A 16,446-nucleotide genomic window follows, 5' to 3' on the forward strand; every position below is an offset into this window, starting at 1 on the left:
CAAGATAAGAGACAAATTATGAGTGAAGTGATTCAAATAAATGTACCTGACATTGGCGATTTTGACGCCGTTGAAGTGATTGAAGTGCTGGTATCAGAAGGTGACGAAATCAATGCCGAAGACGCCATCATGTCACTGGAAAGCGAGAAGGCAACCATAGAAGTGCCTTGTCCTCAGTCTGGAGTGATTGAAAAGTTGATGATTAAAGAAGGCGATCAAGTCTCTGAAGGCTCACCAATGATCATGCTGAAAGTTACTGAAGGTGCTTCTGAAGCCAAAGCCGAAAACGAAACACCTAAAGCCCAAACACCTGAAGAAGAAACGCCTGCTGCCAAACAAGAAAAAAATGAAGCCCCTAAACAAGCGGCCACACCGACGCCTGAAAAAGCACCACCTGTTCCGGCTGAAGTACCAACACAAGCCAAAGGCAAACTGGCACATGCATCCCCTTCTGTGCGTAAATTTGCCCGTGAATTGGGCGTGGATGTCAGTGTCGTAACAGGCACAGGTCGTAAAGGACGCATCACCAAAGATGACGTCAAACAGCACATCAAAACAGCGATGCAATCAGGTGGACAAACCGTCGTTACTTCAAACTTTGATGTACCACCATTCCCAGCGGTAGACTTCACTGAATTTGGTGAAATTGAATCCAAAGCCTTGTCACGAATACAGAAGATATCTGGCAAATACCTGCACCGCAATTGGGTCAGAATCCCGCACGTCACACAGTACGACGAAGCGGACATCACTGAACTGGAAGCCTTCAGAAACGAAAACAAAGCCGAAGCCAAAGAACAAGGCTTCAACTTAACGCCACTGGCTTTTATGGTCAAAGCGATGGCCAAAGCACTGAAAAAGTTTCCCAAGTTCAACAGCTCTTTGGATGTTGATGGTGAAAACCTGATTTATAAAAAATACTTCCACATCGGCATTGCCGTTGACACACCTAATGGATTGGTGGTCCCAGTCATCAAAGACTGTGACAAAAAAGAAGTCTTTGAAATCGCCAAAGAAATGCGCGACATCTCAGTCAAAGCACGCGATGGTAAGTTGGCACCTTCTGATATGCAGGGGGGCTGTATTTCCATCTCGTCATTGGGCGGCATCGGTGGCACGGCTTTCACGCCCATCATCAATGCACCAGAAGTGGCCATTTTGGGCGTTTCGCGTTCAAGCATCAAGCCACAATGGAACGGCAAAGAGTTCGAACCACGCTTGATGTTACCGTTGTCACTGAGTTACGACCACCGCGTCATCGATGGCGCAGATGCAGCCAGATTCATTGTTTACTTGTCGAGCATTTTGTCTGACATGAAGAAAATGATTTTGTAACCCATAAATGTTAGAAAAGCTGAAAAAACTGATTGAAGATGCGCAAAAGAAAGCAGCCTTGGCCGCTGCCAATTCTATTAATACCGCACGTTTCAATCACCCTTTGGCTGAACAAACCGATTGGCATCCCATGAAAGGTGGTGGTGCCAATTTTGCCACCCATTACTTGGACAGCAGTAATCCAGATTTCCTCACTTTTAAAGCCACCAAAGGGGCGTACGTTTTTTCATTGATTTTTGCCTTTTTTGGCCTTTTGGGCATGGGCATACCTTTGGCTATATTTTTCACAGAAGGCATGGAAGAGTGGGGTTTGATTTTCTTTGCCGTTGCCTTTGGTGGCATATTCCTTGCCGTCGGTTTGATGGCATTTCATTTCATGACCATGCCACGTGTGTTTGACACCTTTTATGGTTGTTATTATAAAGGCCGGAAAAAACCCATACATGACTTTGAAAGCGAATCAAAACATGCCATAACGCACTTGTCGGATGTTAAAGCCATACAGGTACTCAGAGAACGTGTGCGCGGGAAAAACAGTTCGTATTACAGCTATGAAATTAATTTGGTTTTACATGATGCCAGCCGCATCAATGTGATAGACCATGGCAAACAAGAAACCGTCTGCAATGACGCACAAACTTTAGCCACCACTTTAGGTGTGCCGCTGTGGGACGCCAGTTGAAATGTACACAACCCGCCATGGTAACAATATAAACAACAGCAACAAAACAACATAAAGAACAACAAAAGAGAACAACATGAGTAAAACGATAGACATCATCATTCCAGACATCGGCGATTTCGACAACGTACCCGTGATTGAAGTATTGATTGCTGAGGGCGACGCGATTAAAAAAGACGACTCCATGGTCACATTGGAAAGTGAAAAGGCCACGATGGAAATTCCAGCACCACAACCTGGTACCGTCAAAGCCGTAACCATCAAAGAGGGTGACGTGGTCGCCAAAGGGCAGGTGATTGGACAAATGGAAGTCAGTGAAGAAGCACCCGCTAAAGAAGAAGCGCCAAAACCGGCTGCTGAAGAGCAAGCAGCGCCTGTCAAAGCACAAACAGCTTCAACGCCACAGACTGAAACACCAAGCCAAGACGATAACCCAAATAAAACCAGTTACGACACAGAAATGTTGGTCATCGGTGCAGGTCCGGGTGGTTACACCGCGGCTTTCCGCGCCGCTGATTTGGGCATGAAAACGACATTAGTTGAACGATATGAAACCCTGGGTGGGGTGTGTTTGAATGTCGGCTGTATTCCATCCAAAGCTTTACTACACAGTGCTGGCGTCATCCGTGAAGCAGCGCACATGGAGAAAAACGGCATCAGTTTTGGTGCGCCTACCATTGACCGTGAAAAACTGCTGGGCTTCAAAAATTCAGTGGTATCAAAACTCACCGGTGGTTTGGCCCAAATGGCCAAGCAACGCAAAGTAGAACGCGCCACAGGCGAAGCCAAATTCATCGACCAGCACACAGTGTCAGTTGATGGTAAGAACATCACCTTCAAACACTGCATCATTGCCGCTGGCTCTCAAGTCTTCAAATTACCCGGCATGCCTTGGGATGATGAGCGTTTGATGGATTCAACCGATGCTTTGGACATGACCGACATTCCAAAATCAATGTTGATCATTGGCGGTGGTATCATTGGCTTGGAAATGGCCACCGTTTATTCGGCTTTGGGTACCGAAATCACCATCGTAGAAATGATGGATCAAATCATCCCGGGTGCAGACAAAGACCTGGTTCGCCCTTTGATGCAACACATCAAAAAACAATACAATGAAATCAAACTGAAAACCAAAGTCACTGGCGTGACGCCACAGAAAGCGGGTTTGGAAGTGGAGTTTGATGCTAAAGAAAAAGAAACTTACGACCGCGTATTGGTCGCAGTTGGCCGCGTACCCAATGGCAACAAGCTGGATGCAGACAAAGCCGGTGTTGAAGTCACTGATCGTGGCTTCATCAACGTCGACAAACAAATGCGCACCAACGTCAGTCACATCTTCGCCATCGGTGACATTGTTGGCCAACCAATGTTGGCACACAAAGCGACACACGAAGCCAAAGTCGCTGCCGAAGTGGCACACGGTGAGAAAGTATTCTTTGATGCCTTGGTGATTCCATCCGTGGCTTATACCGATCCCGAAGTGGCTTGGGTGGGCTTAACTGAAATTGAAGCCAAAGAAAAAGACATCGATTATGAAATCGGTAAATTCCCTTGGGCTGCTTCAGGCCGCGCAATCGGTAACGACCGCACCGAAGGATTCACTAAATTGTTGTTCGACCCTGACACTGACCGTGTGCTCGGTGCAGGCATCGTCGGCACCAATGCCGGTGAACTGATCAGTGAATTGTGCTTGGCCATAGAAATGGGCTGTGAAGCCGCCGACATCGGCCTAACGATTCATCCACACCCCACATTGGCAGAATCGGTCGGCATGAGTGCCGAAGCCTACGAAGGCACCATCACCGACCTGTATATGCCGAAAAAGAAATAAACTCAAAACGGCACCTTCTTTCAAACTGTCATCCTCGGGCTTGACCCGAGGATCTCATACTGTATCTGCAAAGCTTAAACACAAAGGAACCAAATTATTTCTTTCATGTCTGATTGATTAATTGCCCTCAAAGGTCAGTAGATGTCACAACAAAAAAAACCACTTTTTAAAAAGATATTGAAATATCTGGCGATTGGCACAGTCAGAACCCTTGCACTTTTAGGTGTTGTTGCTGTATTTTTTAAGATATATATTGCAATAGTAGGCAATCACACTGGACACACCAAGCAAATCAAATCACGATATCACTTAATCAAGTTGGATCAAGCCATAGCAGAATATCGCTTAGATACCGGCTATTATCCCGTGGCATTAATGGATTTAGCTATAGACTCAGAAGATCCCATGTGGATGGGGCCTTATGTCAAAGAAAAAGAACTCACAGATCCATGGGGGAAGAAATACCATTATCAATTTTTTCAGCATGTTGGAGGTTATCAGCTTTATACATTAGGATCTGATCATTCGGTTGGTGGATCAGAGCAGAAACAAGATCAAGTCAGCAAAGGCTCATTATTATCAAATCAGATTAATACCCTTAGCCATGCCAAAAAACATCACATACACAATCAAGACCTTTGAAAAACCCATGGAAATTGGTGTTGTCTTTATTATCTTATTGATCATATTTCTTGTGACACTTAACAATATATCCAGCCACGGTATTTTTTCTGATCAAAAGCCTCGTTTCAAAATAACAAAAATCATGCTATCTAAACTGGATTGGTCAATCAAAGAATACCGACAGGACACAGGCGCATATCCATACGCTTTGTCTCAATTGGTATCCAGTAACAGTGACAGTTGGATGGGGCCTTACATCAAAGAAAAAGAACTTAAAGACCCATGGGGACAACCCTATAAATACCTTTTCATGGGTAAATCAATTGGCTATTTTTTATTCAGCTTAGGTGAAGACAATGCCATTGGTGGAAACAAATCCAATCACGATTTAACCAGCGAGGCATCCCTGCCACTTTTACGTCTTGGCTACTGATCTTGTAGCATTTAAAAACCTACTGCCGTTGGCAGTTTTAAACCAAATGCATTCAATTCAAACAGTCACTTTTGCTCCAAAACCCTGGGTACCGTTTTCGCTTCAGGTGCCTACTTTTGGCAACGGTATGACGATATAGGTTAATCTAATACTTTCATTGCCTAACCTATAGGCTCGGTTGGAATGACGTTACCGTGTTTACTGTCTTAGGAAAATCGGCACCTAACCACGCAAAATTTCACAATATCAAGACCTATATCACTCAGGCGACACTTTCAAAATTTTGCCTTCGTGACTGTCAGTGGCCACGTAAATGTGACCATCAGGCCCTTGTTCAATCGCTCGGATTCGCGATTTTTGATCGAGCAACAAACGTTCTTCAGCAACCACTTTGTTGTTTTCATCCAAAGCGATGCGATTCAAATGCATCAATTTCAATGCACCTGTAAAAATATTGCCTTTCCAATTTGGGAAGGCATCACCTGAATAAATCAGCATGCCCGAAGTGGCAATCGATGGGTCCCAATAATGAACCGGTTGCTCCATACCCGGTAGTTCCCTGTGGTTGGTAATTGGTGTGCCGTTGTAGTTGATGCCATAGGTGATTTTTGGCCAACCATAGTTTTTTCCGGCTTCAATGCGGTTAATTTCATCACCGCCTCTTGGGCCATGCTCATTGGCCCATAAAACACCTGTTTCTGGGTGCAAATACGCCCCTTGCGCATTGCGATGACCGTAGCTGTAAATGTCTGGCAAGGCATCCTTGTTGTTAACAAAAGGGTTATCAGCAGCTGGCTTACCCTGTGTATCAATTCGAATGATTTTACCAAAATGTGTTTTCAAATTTTGAGCTTCATCTTTACGGTAATTTCGGTCACCCATGGTAACGAACAAATAGCCTGCTGGACCAAACACCAAACGCGAGCCGTAATGGTAGCCGCCTTTTTCAGTTTGTGCTTGCTGCCAAATGGTTTTCAAATCCGTCAGTTTGTTACCTGAAAGCTTTCCTTTCGCCACCGCTGTTCGTGACTGGCCTTTGCCCTCATCTTTGGCATATGACAAGTAAATGACTTGGTTGTTGTTAAAATCAGGATCTAAAGCAACGTCTAGTAACCCACCTTGACCTTTGTCTTTAATCGGCAGCTTAACCTTGATGGCTTTGGATACCTCGCCATTTTGACTGACCAAGCGTAAATTTCCAGCTTTTTCAGTCACCAACAAGCGGCCATCAGGCAGAAACTTCATGCCCCAAGGACTTTGAACACCTTCAGCAAAAGTGGTGATTACCACTTCATGAGTCAATGCGCTGACCCCTTCAGCATGAGATATGTTGCTGATGATAAAAAACATGAAACCAATCACTTTAAACATAAATATTCTCCTGTTTTAAATTCACTTTCTTATTGTAGCCACTAAAAACAACTTTATGATAAAACCCTTAATTTAACAACCAGGCTTGCTCTACAGCAGGGCAAACACCTTTCAACCCACCCGGCACAGCTGTACTTTCTTTCAAGGTGATCTGGTAATGCAAAGAATAATGCGCTTCCAGTTCTGTTTTACTGATGGAAAATGGTGGCCCATTCATCTGCAGTTGATCATATTCAAAATTTATCAAAAGTTGTGGTGCACCGCCACAACTTGTCACCAAGTGCGCCGTATAATCCTGTCTCATCTCATGCGGTAAAGCCACCAAAGCAGCACGATCATAAATGGCATCAACCCGCCCAAGAATCTTACGATTGAGTCTAAAGAAGTCACCAACGAAGACTTCAACATCAACGCTGCTGTATTTAACAAGGTCACCACATTGAGTCACTTCAGGCGTTACGCCAAGCGATTCGAATAGTTGAACCACGGCCTTTTCACTGAGTTCCACTCCGACCACTTGGTATCCTTGAGATAAAAACCAGGCAATGTCATGTGTTTTGCCACACAAGGGAATAAAAACGCGACAGCCCTTAGCTAAATCCAGTGCCTTAAAGTAGCGTACCATCAAAGGGTTAAATTCTTTCTGATGAAACCCTATTTCATTGTCTTGCCATTTTTTTTCCCAAAATGCCGCTTCCATATTGCCTCTCAATTTGTATAAAAACCCATGTTATAGCTTATTCTCACAGGTATTATGGGTTTTCGCAATGATTTAACCATTAGCGGACAGGCTTTTGGTAGATACAATCGACCAATCACTGTTAAGCTACTTTTCAACCGATGGTGCCTTTTCTTGTTTCACTACAACCACACCGTCAAACATTTCGCTCCAGTTTGCATTCTTGAAAGTACCAAACAGTCTTGATGAAATGACAGCTAATTCCTTCAAGTTAACTTGGTTCAAATAGACAATGTCATTTTCTGATTTTATTGCACTTGCTTCCAAAGTACCTGTAGCTGCTGGTGCTATGGTCTTCGTAGGCATTCCAGCCATTGACGACTCCCCACTGTAGGCACTGAATCCAATGGCTGATAAACAATCCGAACACGAGTCATTCAACCATTCCCCTAAGGGTTTAAAACTTAATTCACCTTGCTTTCTGGCCGCATGAACGGTTGCTGTCCAGACCACAGCTTTACTGTTCGCGGGCAAGTCGGCTTGCTGCCACACAAAGTTTTTATACATCGATTCATCCCTTTCCGCCGCAGTATTTCGATCAAAACTTCTGGCGTAGTAATTGGCCAAATTGGCCACCATTTGGCTTTTATCAATTGAGGGATTCACTTGCTTTTTAATCGCTTGATAAGCTTGGTTACTACAGTCCTTTAGTATTTCATTGACACCCTGATGGTATGGATTGTCATCGTTGTACCGCCAATTCAGGTTTCGATCAACAGCTTGTTGGCAGCTTTTTGATTGTGATTCCTCTACCAACCGACCAACCCAAATGGACATCTTTGTTTTAGCAAAATCCGATGTGGCACTGACTTGATCATCCAAGCCTGCTATGAAAAGCCCATGTTCCTCAGCCTGTGTAAACAACCACTTACGCCAAGGTTGCAGGGTAGTATTCGACCAAAAGCCACCCACAGCACGGTCTAATTGTGACGGCTTGGCTTGTTTTTTAGTTAAAGCTTGTCTAAAGGCAAAAAATTCATAAACAGGTGCTTCAAAATAAACCGCATTGAAGTCACAAGTTTCAACCAAACGTTTAACCACAGCTGCTTTGATTTGAAAGGCAATTGCTTCTCCATGGCTTGGCAGTTCACCCAAGAGCACAATGGATTTGTCACAAATATCAGCCACCAATGAATCAACAACAGCCTCAAATTTCTTGGTGTTTTGTGATGCGAAAGCTGTACTAAAGTATGCTGTTGAAAAGATACTGAAGACACTCAGTAACACTGTTTTTTTGAAAGGCAAAATTTGATATTTCATTGATATAGGTTTTAGTCTAAATTTTTTCGCTTACTCAACAGCCAAAACATGGCCGCACTGCCAACACAGTTGAAATTCTCTTTCGATGCGTTCATGACATTCAGGGCAATCCCAATCTGCCATCGCTTCTGATGTGGTTGAAAAAGACTCAATGATGGACAAAGCTTTGGCCTTATCGGACTCATTCTTAATCCAGAGTTCTGGCCAGGTTTCAGTAAATGGGATTTCTCCCAGCCCACCGCCATTGAATTCGTTTTTGATAAAACAATCAATGTTCTCCAGTTCCAATGCGGTTTTCAAGGGCATCAGCTCGGTGATGTGTTCGCTGGTTTTTAAATGGATCATTTTTTTGCGTCCTTCTTGGCTTTCTTTTTAGGCTTGCGGTTTCTCAAAGCGGCATCATAGCCAATATGCGCCCAATGCTTGGCCAGCGCCGGATCGTCATAAATGTCATCGGGTGCTTGGTAATAACTCATCGGCATGGCTTTGCCGTTTTTTTCATACATGAACGGCCCAAGGCCTTCTTTTTCAAACAATGGAATCGACACTTTATCGGCTTTCAAATACAAAATCTCATCAGCCACCAGACCAAACATCAAGCCATCATGATGACTAAGCATCTTGCTTCCCTTCTTTTAACCTTCGGCTAAAAATCGGCTTCACAAGATTGGTTTTCTTAATTGTTCCAATGCGCTGATTCGCTTTGCTCACCAACTGCATTGTCATAACGCTTCGCTATAACCACCAAACATGGCACAGGCTGTTATGGGGCCAAAAGATTCAAAAACCTCATGCAGGTGCTCAATAAAAACAGGTGGTTTTTTCATTCATCCATGATAGCAAAAACCACCCGCCACTGCATCAATCAAAATCTGATATAAACACCGTGTCTTGAAACAAAATAACATCATCAAAGCGACCTGTATTGAAGTCTGTACCTGAACTGTGTTGATGAACCCACAAACGCACCCGTGCCTGAGTGGCATCTTCTATGATGTTATCGACTGATGTATCGAAATCCAACCATTGGCCCGGTTGAGACATATCGAAACTGACATCCCACGGGTATTCGCCGACGAAATTACCTTGACTGTCATACCACTCAATGGCCATCGACATCCCATTTGGCATGCTGCCGTTTTGGTATTTATAGGAACTGGCCAGAATATAACGATAACCCTCAACCACCGGTACCAGTTCAGAGTCTGCATAAACTGAACTGCCATTATTCAAATTATCTTTGATTTCTATGCTGCCATTACCTGAAGCCGCTGCGCCATCATTGGCAATCCATGTAGCTCGGTTAAAATGTTCCCAAGGATTGATGTTGCTATTGAATGTCCCATTACTGATTAATTCTTGTGCTGAAAGTGGTGGTGCCAAAAGCACCAACATGATGATGATATTTTTCATTGTTTTGTCCTCAATTTGTTTGTCTTATTGTCTTTACGACAAAACAAACTCAATCAGGACAGTTGGGGAGTTGTTTTTTTAACTTATCTAAAAATTCCGGTGCATTATTCAGACCCAAATAATAGCTTCGGCCTTGTCGGTCTGTGATTTTGATATTCGGTGCACCAAACAAGTTAAAGCGTTTGTAGGCATCACGCCTGGCCACAGCTTCAGTGTGTTCATACACATTAACGATGTCATCAAAAGACAAAATCAATGGCGCAAACAAGCCATAACGAATGATTAAACGCTTATTCTCATTATCAATAGACACTGGGCGCTTAGCAATGGCTCGGTATTCAGCCACAAAAAACACCAAACTGAACACGGTCAAAGCCGTAATGACATTGGCAGTAAAGGGCGACCAAATGAAATGCAACAGCAGGTGCATCAGAGGGATTTCAAATAGGATGATAACGATAAAACCCAGCAGGTTACTTTGTGCACCATCTTTTAAGTGGCCCAAGAAATGCGCATCCCCTTGAAATCGTTCCAAATCAACACGCCTTGGAAACAGCGCAAAGACCCAGGCACGTGCTTCAAATGCCATCAGATGAGCCAGCCGACCATGACCCAACAACTTTTCAATCGGTTGAACAATCGCATCATCTGGGTCAATGTTTTGATTCAAAGCGGCTTTGATGGCGAAAACCACCGTCAGCATGGTGGTGATTTCAAAAACCACAAACAAAGCCAACACCACAAAACGCCCTGATTCTAAATAAAGCCACAGCTGCTTATTCGCTTCGGGTATCAGATAACTGCCCAATAACACCATCAAGCTGGCATAAACCACAGCCTTCAAAGCCGCTTGCTTTTTGTCCTTGATGCAGAGGAAACAAACCAAAGGCAAAAACAACAAACCATCAATCAACAACAGCCATTCATACTTGGCACGACCATAATCATTCCAAGCACCAGAACTTGAGTAATACAAAACCCACTGCAATGACATGGCCATCAGCAGCAACAAAGGCAAATGGTACTTTTCTATTTTGATCATCATTCAGCTGATTTATTGAATCCATCTATTATACCTCACCAAGCCCAATTGATCGTCATACTTGTGCTCGACACGGGTATCTCGAACCAGAATATCAACCACCACACCTCACCGTCATGCTCGTGCTTGACACGGGTATCTCGAATCAAAACATCAACCAACCACACATCACCGTCATACTCGTGCTTGACACGGGTATCTCAAGCAAAACATCAACCAACCACACATCACCGTCATGCTCGTGCTCGACACGAGTATCCAACCAGAAGCTGCACCAAAACGTAATTTGGTTGAATAAAAACCACACAGGCTTGATAATATTATCTTTTCAAACCTGTGAATCACCATGAAAAACACCACTTTAATGCTCGGCTTTTTACTCCTCAACAACATCGCTTTGGCGTCAGAAACAGACAGCACCGATAACACGAAAAACACCGAAGAAACAGCCAAAGTGGTCAACAACAACCCAAATTACGATGCCGCCTTGGCTAAAAAGCTTGGTGCCGATGACTATGGAATGAAATCTTATGTCTTGGTGATGCTGAAAACCGGAGAAGTGGCCACCGAAGACACTGAAGCTGGGAAAGCCGCTTATGCAGAAGCCTTCAAAGGCCACTTCGAGAATATGGGCCGCATGGTCGAAGCCGAACAATTGGTCGTCGCAGGGCCTTTCGGAAAAAACGACCTCAGCTATCGTGGTTTGTTTATTCTGAATGTCAAAACTGTTGAAGAAGCCAATGAAATCCTCAAAACCGATCCTGCTTTCAAAGCCGGTTACCTCGCTGCCGACATCATTCCTTGGTACGGCTCAGCAGCCTTACCTGAGTACTTACCCGCTTCTGAAAAGATTTGGAAAGTGAACCCTTAAATCACAACCACACCTAATAAGGAATTAACCATGAAAACATTAATCTTCATTTTATCCGCCCTTATGTCATTCCATGCCACTTCAGCTGAAAAATTTGATGGTAAAGCATTCGCCAAAACGTATTTTGAGGCTTGGTCAGAAACACAAAAGCCCAATGCAAAAGCAGAAGACATTGAGAACTATTTAAAGCTGCTTAAAGACGACATCGGCCACCAACACTTGCCATATGATCCAAATGCTGACAGGGCAGATGACAACAAGGAACTGATGCGCGAGGGCATGACATACTATCTCGCCGCACACACCGAATACAGCAGTGAATTACTCAGTGTCACAGAAGGCTTGAACGTGGTCATTATCAAATATGCCTACCAATCAAAAGGCATACACCCGCAAACCAAGAAAGCCGCTGAAATCAACAAAGAAATGATTGAGGTTCTGGAAATTGAAGACGGCTTGGTATCTGTCATCAGGAAGTATTAACTACTCAACCATTAAAAACACACCTGACAAAACACCTATCCTACAGACCACTACTGTAGGGTGGGCTCTGCCCACCACAACGTATAAAACAACCTAATGACTGGCATAAACACCAGTTTAATTAATGGCTACTAAGGGCTTTACTTTACTGGCTTTAAGGTAAAATTTTCTTCAGTTTTTTCAATATTAAAACACACTGAATCTTCCAACACCCTAAGCTACTGTTTTTTGGTAAAAATACAAAATCATATTCACCTCTCAAAAAACACGCTTATTCTTTTAATTTCGCGCTTTCAATTGAAAGAAAACACTATTGACATCACCTGAGTTGGCAGTCACGATATCTATTAAACCATCACCATTCACATCTCCTAAGCTGATGGCATAGGTATCTGCCTCATCATTACCAAATGATACATTCAAACTCAACTTCCCCTGACCGTCATTGGTATACACTTCGTTGGCATGTTCATTGTTAGCGACCACAACATCCTGATCACCGTCACCATCTAAATCTGCCACTGCCAAGGCATAACTGGCCGAATCGCCACCAAATGTTTGAATGGCCTTAAATGCACCGCCCCCATGGTTCAAATAAACCACATTCGGGCTGCCTATATTGGCCGTGATGATGTCTAACTTGCCATCACCATTCATATCGGCCACAGACACGCCACGGGTGTCATGCTTGGCTGTTGCATACACCAAAGGTTCAGCAAATTTTAAATTGCCCAAGCCCATCAACACCGTATTCTGCTGACCATCCCGGTTGGCCAGCACCAAATCATTTACTCCATCTTGATTCATGTCAGCCACAGCTACATCTAAAGTGCTGTCGGATAATTGTCCAAATGTTGATGCCAGATTCAAACCGCCTTTCCCATCATTTAAAAATATATTGTTCGCAGTCCCACGGCAAATTTCCAGCACATCCATCGCACCATCTCCATTCACATCTGCTACCGTCACACTGCGGGTGTTAGATTGAATTTCACCAAATGATTTCACTTCCGTAAACCTGCCTTTCCCATCATTTAAATGGACTTGATTGGCCAAGCGATCCACCGCCACAACCGCATCTAAATCACCGTCACCATCTATATCAGACAAAACCACGCGATAGCCAGTGGTGTGATTTTCACCCAGCTGTTGACGCGAAGTAAACCCACGGTTATCAGCATTAAAATAAACATAACTGGCGTGTGGCCAGTGGCGCCCATTCGATTCGATTAAATCCACATCTCCATCACCGTCCAAATCTCCCAAGGCCACACCAGCTGTGATGTTTTCATCTAATGAAACCGGGTATGATCTCTTGTTGTCATATAAGGGTGCTGATACAGATGCGGCTATTGACGAAAGTGAAAAACTGATGAAGTATGAAACCAGGCTAACTTTTAGGATATTGGGGTTCATGAAGGTCTCTTTTCAATTGGGATTATAATGTTGTATTTTAACGCATCACTGTCGCTTGTCTTAACAGGTTCCCGGTGACAATAAATTTAATAATTTTACTGTTATCAATTTACCTGGTTTTTACCCAAGGATTTGTGAACCGCTTCAGCCCAAATACCTTCTTCATCTTGAATGTATTCCCATGCCATAAAACCACCGAAATCTTGACCGTATTTTTGAATTAAGGCATTGAGGATTTTGTTGTTCACTTCAGCTTTGGGTTCGAAACCATTGACGTGTTTGGAGTAGGGCTTGCCGAGCACCAGCCTTGTTGAATCCAGGCCTGAGAAACCTTCCCACCCTTCAACAATTGAAACGTATGATTCGACTTCATCGATATCAGACGAGGTCACCGGTGGGTTACTGTAATATTGCATGTTGAGCCAACTGATTTGATTACCTGTTGCGGCTAAAATCGTTGCATAAAGTGAATCATTTGGGCATTCCCCGGAACTTCCGGGTTGGCACAAATAGGGCGGTTGTGGTGCGTGACTCAAGTCTTTATTCGGTAAGCGTTTTGACAATGCTTGTGTAATGGCAATGACGGCATCCGCATAGGGCTGGAATGATTCTTGTTTGGTGTAGGGCACGGCCTCAACATCCAAATCCACACCATCCAAGTTATGTTTTTCAACAATTGCAGCAACTGACTCCGCCACCGCCTCGGCATGTTGTCCCATCTTTAACCAATCTTTACCTGTGACCGTTCCACCACCGACCGACACCATGAGCTTTTTTCCGGCAGCTTGTACCCGATTCAAAGCCGCTTTATCATCCAGTACGGCTTGTAAGTCATTTGATGGCTTGATGCCATCTTGACCATCTGGAATTAAAAATGAAAGGATGTAGTGGGTGTAAGGCAGCTGTTCAGCATTCTTGAGTATCGGCTTGGTGTTGCTGTTATAGTAAGCAATCAATCGTGGGCTGTGTTTGTTGTTTTGTATTTTAGGCTTTTTTTTTAAAGCACCCATTTTAGAATCAAGCCCAGCTTGCTTCACATCCGACTGTGCCGCTTTATCTTTTTCTTTTTTTAAAACAGACTTCCTCATATAACTCACATTTTCAGGCGAAACCACCACAGCGTGCTTGCGTTCATGGTCATAGAAATAAACAAACCGAGACGTGCTTCCTAACAGCTCAAGTGTTTGCAATGATTCACTTTCACCGTTTTCTGAATAAGACACTTTATAGCTGTCTTGGCCTTGACTTTTAATGGCATCTGCATTTTCTTCAGCCAAATCCCGCATCAAAACCACAGTACTCAAAAAAACCACTGCCATCATGATGATCGGGTCAGTGTATTTAGACTTAAGCCGATTCTCTACGAAACTCCTATAAAATTGAAATCGCTTCCTGAAAAAGACATCAACCCAATAAGAACCCATCAACAGCACAACAGTAAACCCAAACAGACCCAATGAGCGTGGCTCGAGTATCGCGGCCAACAAGAAATCACTCAAGTCAGCAAATTTGATGATATTGATACCGAATTCACGGTAAAAGAAAAAGCTATAGCCCGTCCCAATCGCAGTGATCAAGACATAACACAAAGTCAGAATCATCGAAGGATGTAATTTGGCAAAAGACTTAACAGCTGGGTACATGAGGCATCTTTTTAAATTTAACTGTGGTTATTATATCCCAATCACTGAGATAGGTTGAGTGCCAAAAGACAGCCTCTTTGTTTTACCAAAAGTTTTCACTGCGACCTTATTTGATTGAAATCAAGGTAACCAGGCTCAAATCCAATAAACCCATCTTATTCACGGATTGACTATTTAATGATGAAATTTCAAGAAACAAAAACCTAAGCCAAGTCGGTTGCATCGTATGTACAAAACAATGATAATGATTTGTTTTCTAAAATGTAAAAGTATGGCCTCACACAAACTTAAAACAACATGCCTTTCTATGGTTTTTTTGACTCAAGTCGTAACAGCTACAGATTTTGGTATTAGCTCAGATGAAAAAATTGGTCAAGGAAACGAAATCAGTTTAAACACAACAAACATACCTATTTCTCAAGATATTTCAGAAAGCGCCCGAGATGCTGTTAAATTATCAGATGGAACCCTACTGGTATATAACGGAACATTTGACCCCAACCTGAGCGTATATTCAAACAATGTGTGGTCAGATCTCACATTTTCAGGTTGGTCAACCGTCAATAACGGAACTTACGGTGGTATCGCCAGTGACAACCGGTTTGTTTGGGTGACTGACATGAGAACTTTTGGAGACCCTGAAGATGAATTGCACGGAATTGTTCAATTTGACTTGGAGGGTCAAGTGCCTGACGTTAGGTTTGCCGATAATATTGAACCCATTGATCTAACCCTTGGAAAAGACGGGTTACTGTATGCTTTGTACCCGGGTGGTTCTCCAAGTGGTCGTTATGTTGATGTCTATAACCCAAATGATGCCAGTTTCATAAAAACCATCAGCTTGGCAGATATTTTTGGTCACACTGCTCACAGAAGCATTGCTGTTGATGAAAACAGCAATATGTACATCGCAGACTGGGATGGAGACCTACAAATGATAGACAGCGAGGGTAATATCTTAAGTACTTTGGATGTCGGTGGAAGCTTGTACGATGTAGATATCGTTGATGGAAAAATCATCAGTGGCGATCGCTTCGGAAAAGTGTACATAGCTGATTTACAGTTACAAAACTACCAAGAGTACCTCAGTTCAGATTTAAACAGTGGCTTTGATGATTCTGGCGTGTTTATTCTTGGCGACAGTGTCGATACCAGCAACATCATTATTGACTATATTTTTGCTGATGATTTTGAGTGACCACTAATTTAATTGGTCTTTTGGTGTGTTTTTGGGGTATGAAAAACACACCAATCGTTAAATGAGACCATATTCATATTTACTTAACTCATATCCATCAGT

General features: G+C 43.3%; 17 protein-coding genes. 8 read left to right on the forward strand and 9 right to left on the reverse strand.

Going from position 1 to position 16,446, the window contains the following annotated elements; all coding sequences use genetic code 11:
- The first annotated feature begins 18 nt into the window (after positions 1–18).
- The 5 genes from aceF to FET73_RS15095 all read left to right on the forward strand — a co-directional run bounded on the left by aceF (position 19) and on the right by FET73_RS15095 (position 4,908).
- The gene (aceF, locus tag FET73_RS12555) at positions 19–1,335 is read left to right on the forward strand and encodes a dihydrolipoyllysine-residue acetyltransferase (RefSeq protein WP_154224312.1); all 1,317 of its coding nucleotides are present in this window, start codon (positions 19–21) and stop codon (positions 1,333–1,335) included.
- Positions 1,336–1,342: 7 nt separating this feature from the next.
- The gene (locus FET73_RS12560) at positions 1,343–2,017 is read left to right on the forward strand and encodes a hypothetical protein (protein ID WP_154224313.1); all 675 of its coding nucleotides are present in this window, start codon (positions 1,343–1,345) and stop codon (positions 2,015–2,017) included.
- Positions 2,018–2,093: 76 nt separating this feature from the next.
- Entirely contained in the window at positions 2,094–3,851 is a 1,758-nt protein-coding gene (gene lpdA, locus FET73_RS12565; RefSeq protein ID WP_154224314.1) for a dihydrolipoyl dehydrogenase, read from the forward strand.
- Between the two features lie 141 nt (positions 3,852–3,992).
- Positions 3,993–4,493: a type II secretion system protein GspG gene (locus tag FET73_RS12570; protein ID WP_154224315.1), complete on the forward strand. Its 501-nt coding sequence runs from the start codon at positions 3,993–3,995 to the stop codon at positions 4,491–4,493.
- 7 nt (positions 4,494–4,500) lie between these two features.
- Positions 4,501–4,908: a type II secretion system protein GspG gene (locus tag FET73_RS15095; RefSeq protein ID WP_281347655.1), complete on the forward strand. Its 408-nt coding sequence runs from the start codon at positions 4,501–4,503 to the stop codon at positions 4,906–4,908.
- A gap of 258 nt (positions 4,909–5,166) precedes the next feature.
- Here FET73_RS15095 and FET73_RS12580 read toward each other — a convergent pair whose 3' ends face one another.
- From FET73_RS12580 to FET73_RS12610, 7 genes are all read right to left on the reverse strand, one after another.
- A complete protein-coding gene (locus tag FET73_RS12580; protein WP_154224317.1) occupies positions 5,167–6,279 on the reverse strand; it encodes a PQQ-dependent sugar dehydrogenase in 1,113 nt (370 codons plus the stop codon).
- 67 nt (positions 6,280–6,346) lie between these two features.
- On the reverse strand, positions 6,347–6,979 hold the full coding sequence (gene tmpT, locus FET73_RS12585; protein WP_154224318.1) for a thiopurine S-methyltransferase: 633 nt from the start codon (positions 6,977–6,979) through the stop codon (positions 6,347–6,349).
- 126 nt (positions 6,980–7,105) lie between these two features.
- Entirely contained in the window at positions 7,106–8,278 is a 1,173-nt protein-coding gene (locus FET73_RS12590) for a TraB/GumN family protein (protein WP_154224319.1), read from the reverse strand.
- A gap of 30 nt (positions 8,279–8,308) precedes the next feature.
- A complete protein-coding gene (locus FET73_RS12595; RefSeq protein ID WP_154224320.1) occupies positions 8,309–8,623 on the reverse strand; it encodes a putative signal transducing protein in 315 nt (104 codons plus the stop codon).
- Positions 8,620–8,898 (reverse strand): TfoX/Sxy family protein, encoded by a 279-nt coding sequence (locus tag FET73_RS12600; protein ID WP_154224321.1) that lies wholly within the window; start codon positions 8,896–8,898, stop codon positions 8,620–8,622. The genes FET73_RS12595 and FET73_RS12600 overlap by 4 nt, the downstream gene beginning before the upstream one ends.
- Positions 8,899–9,139: 241 nt before the next feature.
- A complete protein-coding gene (locus tag FET73_RS12605; protein WP_154224322.1) occupies positions 9,140–9,691 on the reverse strand; it encodes a hypothetical protein in 552 nt (183 codons plus the stop codon).
- A 49-nt stretch (positions 9,692–9,740) separates the two neighbouring features.
- Positions 9,741–10,736 carry a hypothetical protein gene (locus tag FET73_RS12610; protein ID WP_218944333.1) on the reverse strand — a complete coding sequence of 332 codons (996 nt, stop codon included), beginning with the start codon at positions 10,734–10,736 and terminating at the stop codon, positions 9,741–9,743.
- 343 nt (positions 10,737–11,079) lie between these two features.
- Between FET73_RS12610 and FET73_RS12615 the strand changes: the two genes are divergently transcribed.
- Positions 11,080–11,604, forward strand: coding sequence for a YciI family protein (locus FET73_RS12615; RefSeq protein WP_179952274.1), 525 nt, complete (start codon positions 11,080–11,082; stop codon positions 11,602–11,604).
- Positions 11,605–11,634: 30 nt separating this feature from the next.
- Positions 11,635–12,087 carry a nuclear transport factor 2-like protein gene (locus tag FET73_RS12620; protein ID WP_154224323.1) on the forward strand — a complete coding sequence of 151 codons (453 nt, stop codon included), beginning with the start codon at positions 11,635–11,637 and terminating at the stop codon, positions 12,085–12,087.
- Positions 12,088–12,366: 279 nt separating this feature from the next.
- On the opposite strand, the gene FET73_RS12625 is transcribed toward FET73_RS12620, so the two are convergent.
- A complete protein-coding gene (locus tag FET73_RS12625; RefSeq protein ID WP_154224324.1) occupies positions 12,367–13,503 on the reverse strand; it encodes an FG-GAP repeat domain-containing protein in 1,137 nt (378 codons plus the stop codon).
- Positions 13,504–13,607: 104 nt separating this feature from the next.
- A complete protein-coding gene (locus tag FET73_RS12630; RefSeq protein ID WP_154224325.1) occupies positions 13,608–15,146 on the reverse strand; it encodes a glycosyl hydrolase family 18 protein in 1,539 nt (512 codons plus the stop codon).
- 307 nt (positions 15,147–15,453) lie between these two features.
- On the opposite strand from FET73_RS12630, the gene FET73_RS12635 reads away from it, so the two are divergent.
- A complete protein-coding gene (locus tag FET73_RS12635; RefSeq protein ID WP_154224326.1) occupies positions 15,454–16,344 on the forward strand; it encodes an NHL repeat-containing protein in 891 nt (296 codons plus the stop codon).
- Positions 16,345–16,446 lie beyond the last annotated feature (102 nt).

This window comes from Marinicella rhabdoformis (assembly GCF_009671245.1).
Taxonomy (GTDB): Bacteria; Pseudomonadota; Gammaproteobacteria; order Xanthomonadales; family Marinicellaceae; genus Marinicella; species Marinicella rhabdoformis.